Source organism: Micromonospora sp. NPDC002717, assembly GCF_040295705.1.
Classification (GTDB): domain Bacteria; phylum Actinomycetota; class Actinomycetes; order Mycobacteriales; family Micromonosporaceae; genus Micromonospora.
Window position 1 is genome coordinate 111,759 of the sequence record NZ_JBEOVW010000007.1, and the last position, 12,728, is coordinate 124,486.

The following is a 12,728-nucleotide window of genomic DNA, read 5'->3' on the forward strand; positions in this document are numbered from 1 at the left end:
GGTGGGAGTCCGTCCCTGTCGTAGCGGATCACGTCTCCGTCCGTTTGCCGGAACGGTGGGTCAGCGCACGTGTTCGGGGCGTACGCCGATACCGACCAGCCGGGCGGGGAGGGCTTGCAGTGCCGGGAACCGCTGCGCCAGGCGTATCGGCGCCGGGGCGTCGATCCGGCCGGTGGCGTGCAGCAGCGGGTCGACGACGCGCCGCTGCGCGGCGCGCTGGAGGTTCTGTATCAGCACCGTCGGGAAGTGCCGGCGCTTCTGCACCGCGGCGAGGTCGGCTTCGGTGACCGGCTGCCCGGCGGCGAGGTTCGGGCCCAGCATCCGGGCGGTGGCCGCGGCATCCTGCACCGCCAGGTTGATGCCGACGCCGCCGATCGGGGACATGGCGTGTGCGGCGTCGCCGATGAGCAGCGTGCCGGGCGCGTGCCAGCGCTGCAACCGGTTGACCTTCACCGTCAGCAGTTTGATGTCGTCCCAGGTGGCGAGCTCATCGACTCGGTCGGCGAGGACGGGATGCCGACGGGTCACCTGTTCCCGCAGTGCCTCCAGCCCGGCCGCGCGGATCTCGTCGTAGCCGCCCTTGGCGATGACGTACGCGCACTGGTAGTAGTCGCCGCGGTCGATGGCGAGCATCAGCCCGCCGGCGCCGACCCGCATCGCCAGGCCGTCGCCGTCGCCTGCGCGGCGCGAGATCCGGAACCACAGCACGTCCATGGGTGCGCCGTAGTCGACCGGCCGCAGGCCGAGTTCCCGGCGTACCACGGAATCACGGCCGTCGCAGGCGACGGTGAGCGGCGCCTCGATCTCCAGTTCGCCCTTCGGGGTCACGGCGCGTACGCCGGTGACGGCGCCGGACGGGTCGCGGAGCAGGCCCGTCACGGTGGTGGAGCGAAGCAGCGTGAAGGTGGGGAACCTCGCCGCCTCGGTCGCGAGCATCTCCAGGAAGTCCCACTGGGGAACGAAGTACAGGTAGTTGTGTGGCGTCGGCAGGCGCGTGAAGTCCGCGACGGTGTAGGTGCCGTCGTCGAAGGTGACGCGCAACGCGCCGGCCTTGCGCCCGGGCAGCACCGCCATCCGTTCGCCGAGCCCGATCTCGTCGAGCATGTTCAGGGTGGAGGGATGCACCGTGTCGCCGCGGAAGTCCCGGAGGAAGTCGGCGTGCTTCTCCAGCACGGTGACCTCCACTCCCTGCCGGGCGAGCAGCAGCCCCAGGACGAGCCCCGCGGGCCCGCCGCCGACGACGCAGACAGTGGCCTTCATAGGTGCCTCCAATCGCAACTCGTGTTGCCTTTTGAGTCTGCCGAATGGGATGGTGTAACGCAACAGTCGGTGCGTTAAAGGAGGTGTCCGATGTCTGCCGGTCAGCGACCGGGCGGGCGCAGCGCCCGCGTCCGGGCCGCGGTCCTCACGGCCGCCCGTGGCCTTCTCGCCGACGGGTACGCCGAGCTGACCGTCGAACGGATCGCCCAGGCGGCCGGCGTCAACAAGACGTCGGTCTACCGCCGGTGGACCGACCTGGAAGGCGTCCTCGGCGACCTGCTCAGCGAGTACGCCAGTGAGGTCGTCCCGATCCCGGACACCGGCGACCTCGGCACCGACCTCGAGGAACTGGCGTTGCTGATCCGGCGCGGCATGACCGGCGAACCCGGTGAGCTGATCACGGCCCTGGCCGCGGCCGCGCCCCGCAACCCGCGCGCCGCGCAGATCGTCCGCGGCTTCTTCGCCGAGCGGTTCGGCCTGGCCGAGGCCGTCGTCGACCACGCCGTCGCCCGCGGCGAACTGGCTGAGGGCACCGATGCCCGGGCCGCGATCGAGGTCCTGGGCGCGCCCTTCTTCCTGCGGCTGCTCGTCATCGACGAACCCATCGACGAGGAGTTCGCCCGACGTGCCGCCGCCGCGGCCGCCGCTGCCCTCCGCGCCGGCGTCTTCAGTCCGGCGCGAGAACCTCGTCTCGCCATGGGTGCGAGTGCTCCGCGCTGTATCGCCTTCTCCAGCGGATCAACACCTGCCTCCAGCGCTGGCTGCGGAAGAAGTTCGAACGACTGCGATACTTCAAGAAGGCCAAGGCGACCTGGCAGCGCGTAACCAGCCAGTACCCGAGAGCCTTCGCCCACTGGGCATGGGTCGCCACCCTCTGATGACCAGGATGGCAAGAGCCGCATGACGGGAGACTGTCACGTACGGATCTGTGGGGGCGGCGGGTGAGACTCCCGCCGTCTACCCGGCGGTCTTGTTGCGTCCGGGAATCAGTCGCCTGTTTGGACCTCGCCGGTGTCCTCTGCCGGGAAGTCTGAGATTGTCGTCAAGAACTCGCCGGACACGAAGTACGGGTTGTCGGGATCGTTGAGGACTTCGATGAGGATCGCATCGGCGTCGCACTCCAGAACCCGGTACTCGTCACCAGCACGGAGCTTCAAGCCGCTGCTGTCCTCGCCGTCGGTGACGACCCTGAAGAGCTGGCCCTTCGTCGCGCACGGCGTGTTCCTGTTTTTGAGCGCGGCTACCCATGCCTTGAACGCCTTCTTGCCACCCGCTTCAGTGGTCCGACCGATGATGTACCCACTGGCGAGAGTCGCGATCAGAAGCGTCGCTGGGCCACCGACCTTCTTGGCGATGGTCGTCATCAGTTGGTAGTTCCCCAGATTGCCCATCCGCGCCTTCCGCTTCCCAGCCCTATCCGAGCGACTCTATCGACTGGTCTGAAGCTGATTGCCGCCGACGCGCTGCAGCGGCGTGAGCGTGCGGTCGGTCAACGTGCGTTGGGCCGCTGTCCGGATCACGGTAGTGACGTCGGCAGCGCGAAAGCCGGGAAGTGTTCCGCGCCGAGGAACGACGTGATCTCCGCGATGCGCTCATCCCTCAAGGTCAACACGGTGATCGACCAGCCAAGGTGCGGGCCCGTCTGGTCGTTGCCGAGGTAGAACCCGACGGCAGGCTGACCATTCGCAGTCGTCGGACGACACCGCCAACTCCCGCAACCGGTCAGCGGGACCTGAACGGCGAAGTCGGTGACCGCCTCGATCCCGCGATACCAGTGCGCCATCGGGGGCATCGACCACGTGACGTCGCTGGTGAGCAGGGCAACGAGCGCATCGGCGTCACCGCGTTCGAACGCGGTGGAGAATCCGGCGACGATCTGCCGTACGCGAGCGTCGCCGATCTTCCGTAGGGTCTGCTGCTGGGACTGCGGTGGCACCTTCTCCGCGATCACCCGACGGGCGCGGGCGAGGGCGGAGTTCACCGAGGTGGTTGAGGTGTTCATCGTGTTGGCTATCTCGGCCGCAGAGAAGCCGAGGACGTCGAAGAGCAGCAGCGCCGCCCGCTGGTTGCCCGGTAGATGTTGCAACGCGGCGGCGAAGGCAAGTTCGACGGCTTCACGCTGTTCGTACCTTGCGCTGGGAACTGATGGACCGTCGCCGAGGCCGGCGTCAGGGTAGGGGCCCAGCCAGGCGAACTCCGTCAGCGGCCGATCATCGAGCACCGCACGGTCACTGGAGGGGCCAAGGTCGACGGGTAGCGGCCGTCTACCACGGGACTCCACGACATTCAGACAGACCCGGGTCGCGATGGTGTAGAGCCACGAGCGCAGAGAGCTGCGTTCCTCGAATCGCGCGAGTCCTCGCCAAGCCCGCAGCAGGGTATCCTGCACCGCATCATCGGCATCATGGGTTGAGCCCAGCATGCGGTAGCAGTGGGCGTGCAACTCCCGGCGCAGCGGCTGGACCAAGCGGGTGAAGGCCTCGTCGTCACCCTCGCGCGCCCGGCCAAGATCGACATTCTCGTCGGGGACCGCGGCCGAGTCTCCAGCCGACCCAGAAGGATCTCTGCTCACGAGCGACGATTCTGCCCCGCAGCGGCGGTCTCCACTCCGACGGACCTCACCACCGCAGCCGGTTACCGCTGGACCGGCACCTGTCTCGCCCTGATGAACACCGACACTCGACACGATAGGAGACCTCGACATGACCGAGAAGGAAGCAACAGCCCGCATCGATCGTGGAAGCGACACCTGGTCCCGGATCCACGCAGAACGCGCGGCCCTGGCGGCCGACCTCGCGGGCCTGACTGATCAGCAGTTCGCGACGCCGTCGTTGTGCACCGGGTTGACGGTACGCGAGGTGCTCGCTCACCTCACCGCAGGGGCAAGCCTGAACTCCTGGCAATGGCTGGCAGGGGTCATCCGTTGCAGATTCGACTTCGACAAGCAGGTGACCATGCGGCTGAACGAGCAGCTGGGCGCAACTGCGGCCGAGACAGTGGAAAGATTCCGCGGCATCGTCATGAGCAGGACCAAACCGCCACTGCCGACCATCGCGATGCTCGGCGAAACGTTCGTGCACGGGGAGGACATCCGGCGCCCCCTGGACATCCGCCGGCCCTACCCGATCGAGACCATCACGCAGATCGCCCGGTACTACCAGGGCTCCGACCAGGTGGTCCTGGCCAAAGGCCGCATCCGCGGCCTGCGACTCGTCGCGAACGACGGCCCCTTCACCACCGGCTCCGGGCCACTCGTGTCCGGCACCACCCTGGCACTGACCATGGCGATGACTGGGCGTACCACATACTGTGACGAACTCGAAGGCGACGGTGTCGCAACCCTGCGCGACCGCTGCACCCCTGCCTGATCGACATCCGTACGCGGCAACCCCACAGCAGCGCCCCACAGCCCTCGCGCACCGACCGCTCATCGGCAAGGCCGCGAGAGGCGCTGTGTCCCGGAGGCCATGTACGCCCTTGGCCCCAGCGAAGACATCTCGCCTGATTTTCTGGTGGGGTGTCCATCTGGCGGGGTCTCGTTCGTAGAGATTGGGTGCGGCGGCCGCCGCACGACGGTGAGACGGACAGGAGACAGATCGTGAAGTACATGCTGCTGATCAACGCCGGTGCGGTGGACGCGAACGGCGTGAACACCGGCTGCACGGTCGAGGACTGGATCGCGTACGACAAGGAGGTCAAGGACGCCGGCATCTTCGTCTCCGGGGAGTCGCTGGCCGATCTGGTGACCGCCACGACGGTGCGGGTCGAGTCGGACGGCCAGCGGGTCGTGACCGACGGACCGTTCGCCGAGACGCGCGAGGTGCTCGGCGGCTTCTACGTGATCGACGTGCCGGACCTCGATGCCGCGTTGGACTGGGCCGCCCGCTGCCCCGGCGCCCGCGGTGACGGCTCGGTCGTGGTCCGGCCGGTGGCCGAGTTCGGGTTCTGACCGCCGATGGAGGGACGGGCGGCCGGCGCTGGAGCGCCGGACAACGCATCGGCGCATGAGACGCCGGTGGCGTTGGTGGCGGCGGTGTTCCGCGAGGAACGCGGCCGGTTGCTGGCCGCCCTGGTCCGCCGCTTCGGCGACCTGGACCTGGCGGAGGAGGTGACCTCCGAGGCGGTCGAGGCGGCGCTGGTGTCCTGGCCGGTCGACGGGGTTCCGCCCCGGCCGGGAGCGTGGCTGATGACCACGGCCCGGCGCCGGGCGATCGACCGGTTGCGCCGCGACCAGGCGTACGCGGCGCGGCTGGCCATCCTCCAGGTGGAGGCGGACCGGGCCGGCCCCGTCCCTGCCCCCGAAGGCGGGGACCTGCCGGACGAGCGGCTGCTGCTGTTCTTCACCTGCGCGCATCCGGCGCTGGCGGCCGAGGATCGCGGCGCGCTCACGCTGCGTTTCCTTGCCGGGTTGACCACGACCGAGGTGGCACGGGCGTTCGTGGTGCCGGCGGAGACGATGGCCAAGCGGATCACGCGGGCGAAGAAGAAGATCAGCCAAGCGCGGATCCCGTTCCGGGTGCCTTCCACGGACGAGTTGCCGCAACGGTTGCCGGGGGTCCTGCAAGCGGTGTACTCGATCTTCACCGAAGGGTACGCGGCGAGCGCCGGCCCGCGGCTGCAACGGATCGATCTCGCCGAGGAGGCCATCCGGCTGGCCCGGATACTGCGCCGGCTGCTGCCCGCAGAGCGTGAGGTGGCCGGGCTGCTCGCCCTGATGGTGCTCGTCCATGCCCGACGCGACGCGCGCACCGGCCCGGACGGCGAACTGGTCCTGCTCGACGATCAGGACCGCAGCCGCTGGGACCGCGCCATGATCGAGGAAGGGATCGGGCTGGTCCGGGTCGCGTTGACCGGCGGGCCGCCCGGCCGGTACGGGGTGCAGGCGGCGATCGCCGCGCTGCACAACGAGGCGGCCGACGTGGCAACCACCGACTGGCCACAGATCGTGGCGCTCTACGACGTGCTGCTGGCACTGACCGGGTCCCCGATCGTCGCGGTGAACCGGGCAGTGGCCGTGGCGATGCGCGACGGCCCGCAGGCGGGCCTGGCGCTGCTGGACGAACTCGCCGGCGAGGCGCTGCTGCGCGGCTACCGCCCCTACACGGTCGCCCGGGCGGACCTGTTGCACCGGGCTGGCCGCCACGCCGAGGCGGCCGTCGCCTACCGGAAGGCGCTCCACCTGGCCGGCACCGCACCCGAACGGGATCTCCTACGGCGCAGACTGAACACGATCGAGCAGCCGGGCACATTTGGGGGATGACAGCGGTGACCGCGAGCAGATGTCCGGTCACAAGACGACGCCACCCGGTCGGCGCACTCAATTCGGCAGTCCGAAACGTGCCCCACTCGCTGAAACCGGGCCGGCCCGGCGTGACGGTCGGCGGCGCGCGGATCGCGGCGGCTGGGCACTGGGTGGCGACCGTGGCAGCTGTGCAAGCGGACACGGACCTCCCGCCGAACGTGGAGGCCAGCCCCACCTTCGGCGCCGACCCGCCCGGCGGTGGGACCGACCGCAGTGGCTGCTGCGGCGCTGGTAGCGTCCTCGCCGCTGCGCATCGCCGTACCGCTCGTCAGCGCGATCATGCAAGCGGTCTCCTCGCCCCGTCTCGCCATCGCGCTCGCGCAGACCGGCGGGCTGAGCTTCATCCACCAGAACCAGACCGTCGAGGCGCAGGCTGAGTCGGTCAGCGCGGTCAAGCGCCACAAGGCGGGCTTCCGGCACTCCGACATCAACACCAAGCCATCCGCGACGCTCGGCGAGGTCAGCCGCCTGCTCAGGGCCGCCGAACGGGACGTCGCGGTCGTCACCGACGACGGCACCTCGAGCGGCCTGTTCATCGGCCTGATCTCCACCGCCGACTTCCATCCCCATCGGCACGACCTCAACGACACGGTCGAGTCCCGGATGCGCCCGGCCAACGGGCTGGTCACCGCGCCACCGACGATCTCGCTGTCCGACGCGAACACCCTCATCTGGGACCACCGCCTCGACCTGCTGCCGATCGTCACCGCCGACGGTCGCCTCGCCTCGATTGTGCTGCGCCGCGACTACGAGCTGCACAAACAGTTCCGCAACGAGTCCATCGACGGCGACAAGCGGTTCCGGGTCGGCGCCGGGATCAACACCCGCGACTACCGCGACCGGATCCCCGCCCTCGTCGAGGCCGGCGCGGACGTGCTGTGCATCGACTCCTCCGACGGCCACTCGGTCTTTGGCAGCAGAAGTCGTTGCAGTACGCCGTTGGCGAGTTGAACGGCGCTGTCCCGGTCGGCGCAGGGAACGTCGTCGACGGCCGCGGATTCCGCTACCTCGCCGATGCCGGTGCCGCGTTCGTCAAGGTCGGTATCGGCGGCGGGTCGATCTGCATCACCCGCGACCAGAAAGGCATCGTCGACGGCTATGTGCCGTATGCCGGCAGCCTCTACCCCAACATTGCCCGCACGGTCGCGAAACTGCGCGCCACCATCGTCAGCTGCGGCGCCATCACATTGCCGGACTTTCACCGCGACGCGGTGCTCGTCCAGGTGTCGCAGCAGAGCTACGAACAGAATGGCGCCGAAGTCCGGTTGCGCAGCGGCTCAGGCGGCAGCGGACAGTAGACGGCCGCTTCGTCGTCCGCACAGATCACGGCTGTGGCAGTGCCACGACGGGTGCGCGTCGGGGCACGCCCGGACGCTCCGGCCGGGTCAACTCGGCGAACCAGCGGCGGCCGGAGCGGAACACCTCGCCGACCGCCAACCCGGCCGCCGCCGCCGTGCCCGCCACCGCGCACGTGTCGAGCCACGCCCAGCGGAAGGTCGGGCCCCGGTGCCGGCCGGATGCCACGTGGACCTGTCCCTGCCAGGTGCCGGATCCGGGCGGCTCCAGCTCGACCAGCACTGTTCCCGCCGGCCGCAGCAACGCCCGGCACCGGCGCAGCAGCGCGATCGGGTCGCCCCCGATGCCGATGTTCCCGTCCAGCAGGACCGCGTGTGCCCAGCGTCCCTCCGCCGGCAACGGGCCGAACAGGTCGGCCCGCACGGCGACCGCGCCCCGGGCCCGGGTCAGCGCCACCGCCCGGGCCGACACGTCCACCCCGAGGGTGGTCAGCCCGGCCACGGTCAGTGCCAGGGTCACCCGGCCCGGGCCGCAACCCAGGTCGAGGGTGGGACCGGTGCAGCGGGTGACCACCGCCGCCTCTGCCATCCCGGCGGGCCCGTGCCACCGGTGCACCGGCAGTCGGCGGCGAAGTCCGTCGGCGGGCACCAGCCAGTGCGCGTTGTCGCCCCGGTCGCGCAGGGCGGCGGCGAAACCGTCCCCGGTCATGCCCGCACCACCATGGCGCGGCGCACCGCCGCGACCTGGCGGGCGAAGCGGCCACCCGGGGTCGCCGCGGCCACCGCCCGCGCGTCCGACCAGTCGTCCACGTCCCGCAGCACCGGCAGCGGCATCGTGCGCAGCCCTCGCCCGGTCAGCGCGGACCACGTCGACCGGCCGGTGCGCGGAGTGGACATCGGCACCCCGCGCAGCGCCACCGCCTGCCGCGGGTCGCGTAGCCCCAGCGCCCACCAGCCGCCGTCGGCGGCCCGTCCCAGCACCGCCTCGGCGTCCGTCAGCCGGCGTACGGCGGCGGCCAGCCGCGCCGGCGTCAGCTGCGGGGTGTCCATCCCGATCTGAAGCACCTGACGGCCGGGGAACGCGTCGGCGACGTCGACGTGGGCGTTCGCGAGTCGGGCCGCGAAATCCACGCCCCGCTGCGGCAGGACCGGCCAACCGGCGACGGCGGCGGTCAGGTCGGCGGCGTCCTCGGCGTCGGTGAGGCGCCCGGCCAACGCCAGCACCGGCGTCACCCCGGGAGTGTCCCGGACGGCGTCCAGGGTGTCGCGCAGCGCGGCGGCGGCCAGTTGGGCGGCCTGGACCGGGGTCGCCGGTGGGCAGAGCCGGGTCTTGACCATGCCGGGCACGGGGGCCTTGGCGACCACCAGCAGCACGGTCACCGGGGGCGCCCCACGGTGCGCAGCACGGTCGCGAAGTCCCGGGTGGCGCGTAGGGTGCCCCGGAACGAGCCGGAGACCTTGGAGCGGGTGCCCGTGGCACGCGGGGCGTACGCGACGTCGAGTTCGTGGATGCGCCAACCCGCGGCGGCGGCCCGGATCAGCAGCTCCAGCGGGTAGCCGAAGGCCCGGTCGGTGACGCCGAGACCGAGCAACGCCTCCCGACGGGCCACCCGCATCGGGCTGAGGTCGCGCAGCGGGACCCCCCGGTGCCGCAGCAGCGCGGCGACCAGCGCCGTTCCGGCCCGGGCGTGCCAGGGCCAGACCCCGACACGGACCGGCCGGCGACGGCCGACGGCCAGGTCGGCGTTGCCCCCGGCGACCGGGGCGACCAGGGCGGGCAGCTCCCGAGGGGAGAATGAGCCGTCGGCGTCCAGGACGCACACCAGTTCGGTCTCGGCGGCCTCGATCCCGGCGTGCACGGCCGCGCCGTACCCCCGACGGCGCTCATGGACCACCCGGGCGCCGTGCCGGGCGGCCACCTCGGCCGAGGCGTCTCGAGAGCCGTTGTCCACCACGATCGCCCGGTATCCGGGCGGCAGCGCGGTCAGCACGGCGGGCAGCGCGGCGGCTTCGTCCAGGCACGGCAGCACCACGTCGATCGGTGTCGGCATACCCCGACGCTAAGTCCGCGCGGGGCCACCCGTTCCGCGTTCGGCCTTACGGAACGCCTACCGGACAGGCACTTCTTACCGTCCGGTGACGTAGCGGCGATTCGGCTGACAGGGGGCGGGGCAGACCGTACCGTCCGGTCGACATGAGACCCGGTGCCACACTTTCCCGCTCGCCCGTTTCCGACCGCGTCCCGGCGCGCGACGGGGGCGACCTGGTCGTGCTGGGCGTCGAGGCGGCGCTGCTGGCCACGGCCGTGGTGATCGGCGCGGTGTTGAACCATCGGGGTCTGGACCTGCACGCCGAGGCCGCCCCGCTCTACGCCACCTGGCGGCCGCACCTGGGCTGGGGCACCCCGGCCGCGCTGGTGGTCGCCGTGGCGGTGCTCGGGCCGGGGCTGCGGTGGGTCCGAGCGGCCCGGTGGGGTCCGCTGCTGTTCGCCGGCTACCTGGCGGCGGTGGCCTGGACGCTCGCCCTGGCGCTGGTGGACGGCTGGTCGGACGGGCTCGCCCGGCGGCTCACTCCGCAGGCGGAGTACCTGCACGAGGTGCCGCGGGTCACCGATGTCGGGCGGATGCTGGTCGGCTTCACCGACCGGATCCTCGACTTCCAGCCGGACTCGTGGTCCACCCACACCGCCGGCCATCCGCCGGGAGCCCTGCTGCTCTTCGTCGGGCTGGACCGGATCGGCCTGGGCGGCGGGACGGCGGCGGCGTTGGCCTGCGTCCTGGTCGGCGCGACCGTGGCGGTGTCCGTGCCGGTCACGCTTCGGGCGCTGGGCGCAGGCGAGGCGGCTCGGGCGGTGCTGCCGTTCCTGGTGCTGCTGCCCGGGGCGGTCTGGGTGGGCGCCTCCGCCGACGGTGTCTTCGCCGGTGTGGTCGCCGCCGGCTTGGCCCTGCTGGCGCTACGGGGGCCCGTGATCGCGCTGGCCGGCGGGCTGCTGCTCGGCTTCGCGCTGTACCTGTCGTACGGCTTCGTGCTGGTTGCGGCACTGGCCCTCGCGGTGCTGGCGTTGCGGCCGGCGCGTCGGCGCGGCGCGATGTTCGCCGGTGCGGCCGGGGTCGTCGCGGTGGTGGTGGTGTTCACCGTCGCCGGCTTTCAGTGGTGGCGGGGGTACGACCTGGTGGTGGAGCGCTACTACCAGGGCTGGGCGGCCGACCGCCCGTACGGCTACTGGGTCTGGGCGAACCTGGCGGCGCTGCTGCTCGCTGCCGGACCGGTGGCCGGGCCGGCGCTGCGCCGCGCACTGCTCGCGGCTCGGGCGGGCCGGGGGGCGGTGACACGGGTCGGAAGTGGTCCGTCGGTCCCGGTGGCCGGCGGCCCGGAGCCGGGTGGTGCGGCGGTGCGCGGCCTCGTGCGGCACCACCGGCTCGTCGCACTCGCGGGGCGGGTCCGGGGGCGCGGACCGACCGTGCTGCTGCCGGCCGCCGCCGCGCTGGCCGTGGCCGCCGCCGATCTGTCCGGGATGAGCAAGGCCGAGGTGGAGCGAATCTGGCTGCCGTTCGCGGTCTGGCTGCTGGTCGCCGTCGCGCACCTGCCCGCGCCGGCTCGGCGTTGGTGGCTGGCGGGGCAGGCGCTGACCGCCCTCGCCGTGAACCACCTGCTGTTCACCGTCTCCTGACCGAACGCCGACCTCGTCGGGGAGCGGGTGGGGCCGCGACCCGGGACGGCCGGGGCGGTCCGCCGGCGGAGTCGCCGGGCGGGCCAGCGGGCGGCGGGTGCGGTGGGGTGGTCAGACCGCCACGGCGGCGGGCTCGCGCAGCGGGTCGGTAGCGAAGGCGGTCACCCCGTCGACGAAGCCGACCCGGGCGGTGTAGCCGAGCAGTTCGCGTGCGCGAGCGGGGTCGGCCACCACGTGCCGCACGTCCGCGGCCCGGGCCCCGTCGACCACCACCGGCGCCGGCCCACCCATCGCCGAGGCCAGGGCGGCGGCCAGGTCGCCGACGGTGTGCGGCTCGCCGGAGCAGACGTTCACCGGCACCAGGCCGTCCGGCGCCGGCGCGGTCAGGGCCAGCAGGTTCGCCCGCGCCACGTCGGTGACGTGCACGAAGTCGCGCCGCTGCCGGCCGTCCTCGTAGACGCGCGGCGGCCGGCCGTCCGCCAGCGCCGACCGGAAGATCGACGCGACCCCGGCGTACGGGGTGTCGCGGGGCATCCGGGGACCGTAGACGTTGTGGTAACGCAGCGCCCACACCCCGCCCCCGGTCTGCCGGCCCCAGGCGGCGGCCAGGTGCTCCTGCGCCAGCTTGCTGGCCGCGTACGTGCTGTGCGGCTCCAGCGGGGCGTCCTCGGGCACGAGCGCCGGGGTGAGGGTGCCGGTGCACTCCGGGCAGGTGGGGTCGTACCGGCCGGCGGCCAGGTCGGCCGGGCGCCGCGGGGCGGGCCGGACGACGCCGTGCCGGGCGCACACGTAGCGCCCCTCGCCGTACACCACCATCGAGCTGGCCAGCACCAGGCGGGACACTCCGGCCCGGTGCATCGCGGCGAGCAGCACCGCGGTGCCGTAGTCGTTGTGGCTGGCGTAGTCGGGGGCGTCCGACGGGTCCAGCCCGTGTCCGACCATCGCCGCCTGGTGACAGACGGCGTCGACGCCGCTCAGCAGGTCGTCGAGCAGCCTCGCGTCCCGGATGTCCCCGACCACCGGGTCGTGCCGGCGGGACCATTCGGGAAGGGCACCGCCGTGTGCCTGCGGCAGCAGCGCGTCCAGGCACACCACGTGGTGCCCCTCGGCGACGAGCAGGTCCGCGACCTGCGATCCGATGAATCCGGCGGCGCCGGTGACGAGTACGCGCATTCCCGTCACGCTAGTCAAACCGATAGCC

Annotated in this window: 13 protein-coding genes and 1 pseudogene; 7 read left to right on the top strand and 7 right to left on the bottom strand. The window is 72.0% G+C overall.

Annotated features, from left to right (window positions below; genetic code table 11):
* Window positions 1-60 precede the first annotated feature (60 nt).
* Entirely contained in the window at window positions 61-1,260 is a 1,200-nt protein-coding gene (locus ABT006_RS12985) for an FAD-dependent oxidoreductase (RefSeq protein ID WP_350705880.1), read from the bottom strand.
* Window positions 1,261-1,350: 90 nt separating this feature from the next.
* Here ABT006_RS12985 and ABT006_RS12990 point away from each other — a divergent pair.
* Window positions 1,351-1,935 (top strand): annotated as a pseudogene (locus tag ABT006_RS12990) (TetR/AcrR family transcriptional regulator); the annotation flags it as partial.
* Window positions 1,936-2,246: 311 nt separating this feature from the next.
* Here ABT006_RS12990 and ABT006_RS12995 read toward each other — a convergent pair.
* Window positions 2,247-2,624: a hypothetical protein gene (locus ABT006_RS12995; RefSeq protein ID WP_350705882.1), complete on the bottom strand. Its 378-nt coding sequence runs from the start codon at window positions 2,622-2,624 to the stop codon at window positions 2,247-2,249.
* A gap of 152 nt (window positions 2,625-2,776) precedes the next feature.
* Complete coding sequence (locus ABT006_RS13000) at window positions 2,777-3,832, bottom strand: sigma-70 family RNA polymerase sigma factor (protein WP_350705884.1); 1,056 nt, start codon at window positions 3,830-3,832, stop codon at window positions 2,777-2,779.
* Between the two features lie 130 nt (window positions 3,833-3,962).
* On the opposite strand from ABT006_RS13000, the gene ABT006_RS13005 reads away from it, so the two are divergent.
* The 5 genes from ABT006_RS13005 to ABT006_RS13025 all read left to right on the top strand — a co-directional run bounded on the left by ABT006_RS13005 (window position 3,963) and on the right by ABT006_RS13025 (window position 7,860).
* Window positions 3,963-4,628 carry a maleylpyruvate isomerase family mycothiol-dependent enzyme gene (locus ABT006_RS13005; protein WP_350705886.1) on the top strand — a complete coding sequence of 222 codons (666 nt, stop codon included), beginning with the start codon at window positions 3,963-3,965 and terminating at the stop codon, window positions 4,626-4,628.
* Between the two features lie 239 nt (window positions 4,629-4,867).
* Window positions 4,868-5,209: a YciI family protein gene (locus ABT006_RS13010; RefSeq protein WP_466023770.1), complete on the top strand. Its 342-nt coding sequence runs from the start codon at window positions 4,868-4,870 to the stop codon at window positions 5,207-5,209.
* Between the two features lie 75 nt (window positions 5,210-5,284).
* Window positions 5,285-6,520: an RNA polymerase sigma factor gene (locus ABT006_RS13015; RefSeq protein ID WP_502890943.1), complete on the top strand. Its 1,236-nt coding sequence runs from the start codon at window positions 5,285-5,287 to the stop codon at window positions 6,518-6,520.
* Window positions 6,521-6,760: 240 nt separating this feature from the next.
* Window positions 6,761-7,513 (top strand): IMP dehydrogenase, encoded by a 753-nt coding sequence (locus ABT006_RS13020; RefSeq protein ID WP_350705892.1) that lies wholly within the window; start codon window positions 6,761-6,763, stop codon window positions 7,511-7,513.
* Entirely contained in the window at window positions 7,489-7,860 is a 372-nt protein-coding gene (locus ABT006_RS13025) for an IMP dehydrogenase (RefSeq protein ID WP_350705893.1), read from the top strand. The genes ABT006_RS13020 and ABT006_RS13025 overlap by 25 nt, the downstream gene beginning before the upstream one ends.
* Window positions 7,861-7,885: 25 nt before the next feature.
* Here ABT006_RS13025 and ABT006_RS13030 read toward each other — a convergent pair whose 3' ends face one another.
* The 3 genes from ABT006_RS13030 to ABT006_RS13040 are packed head-to-tail and all read right to left on the bottom strand — an operon-like array spanning window position 7,886 to window position 9,908.
* Window positions 7,886-8,566 (bottom strand): methyltransferase domain-containing protein, encoded by a 681-nt coding sequence (locus tag ABT006_RS13030; RefSeq protein ID WP_350705895.1) that lies wholly within the window; start codon window positions 8,564-8,566, stop codon window positions 7,886-7,888.
* Window positions 8,563-9,237, bottom strand: coding sequence for a TIGR04282 family arsenosugar biosynthesis glycosyltransferase (locus ABT006_RS13035; RefSeq protein WP_350705897.1), 675 nt, complete (start codon window positions 9,235-9,237; stop codon window positions 8,563-8,565). Before ABT006_RS13035 ends, ABT006_RS13030 begins: the two co-directional genes overlap by 4 nt.
* Window positions 9,234-9,908, bottom strand: coding sequence for a glycosyltransferase family 2 protein (locus ABT006_RS13040; RefSeq protein WP_350705899.1), 675 nt, complete (start codon window positions 9,906-9,908; stop codon window positions 9,234-9,236). The genes ABT006_RS13035 and ABT006_RS13040 overlap by 4 nt, the downstream gene beginning before the upstream one ends.
* Before the next feature lie 143 nt (window positions 9,909-10,051).
* Between ABT006_RS13040 and ABT006_RS13045 the strand changes: the two genes are divergently transcribed.
* Window positions 10,052-11,527 (top strand): hypothetical protein, encoded by a 1,476-nt coding sequence (locus tag ABT006_RS13045; RefSeq protein ID WP_502890931.1) that lies wholly within the window; start codon window positions 10,052-10,054, stop codon window positions 11,525-11,527.
* 111 nt (window positions 11,528-11,638) lie between these two features.
* Here the strand turns inward: ABT006_RS13045 and ABT006_RS13050 are convergent, their stop codons facing one another.
* The gene (locus tag ABT006_RS13050) at window positions 11,639-12,700 is read right to left on the bottom strand and encodes an NAD-dependent epimerase/dehydratase family protein (RefSeq protein WP_350705901.1); all 1,062 of its coding nucleotides are present in this window, start codon (window positions 12,698-12,700) and stop codon (window positions 11,639-11,641) included.
* Between the last annotated feature and the right edge of the window lie 28 nt (window positions 12,701-12,728).

What these genes read in the sequence shown, in the direction of transcription:
- ABT006_RS12985 (WP_350705880.1), bottom strand. Translation starts at nt 1,260, where the DNA reads ATGAAGGCCACTGTCTGCGTCGTCGGCGGCGGGCCCGCGGGGCTCGTC.
- ABT006_RS12995 (WP_350705882.1), bottom strand. Translation starts at nt 2,624, where the DNA reads ATGACGACCATCGCCAAGAAGGTCGGTGGCCCAGCGACGCTTCTGATC.
- ABT006_RS13005 (WP_350705886.1), top strand. Translation starts at nt 3,963, where the DNA reads ATGACCGAGAAGGAAGCAACAGCCCGCATCGATCGTGGAAGCGACACC.
- ABT006_RS13010 (WP_466023770.1), top strand. Translation starts at nt 4,868, where the DNA reads ATGCTGCTGATCAACGCCGGTGCGGTGGACGCGAACGGCGTGAACACC.
- ABT006_RS13030 (WP_350705895.1), bottom strand. Translation starts at nt 8,566, where the DNA reads ATGACCGGGGACGGTTTCGCCGCCGCCCTGCGCGACCGGGGCGACAAC.
- ABT006_RS13040 (WP_350705899.1), bottom strand. Translation starts at nt 9,908, where the DNA reads ATGCCGACACCGATCGACGTGGTGCTGCCGTGCCTGGACGAAGCCGCC.
- ABT006_RS13045 (WP_502890931.1), top strand. Translation starts at nt 10,052, where the DNA reads ATGAGACCCGGTGCCACACTTTCCCGCTCGCCCGTTTCCGACCGCGTC.
- ABT006_RS13050 (WP_350705901.1), bottom strand. Translation starts at nt 12,700, where the DNA reads ATGCGCGTACTCGTCACCGGCGCCGCCGGATTCATCGGATCGCAGGTC.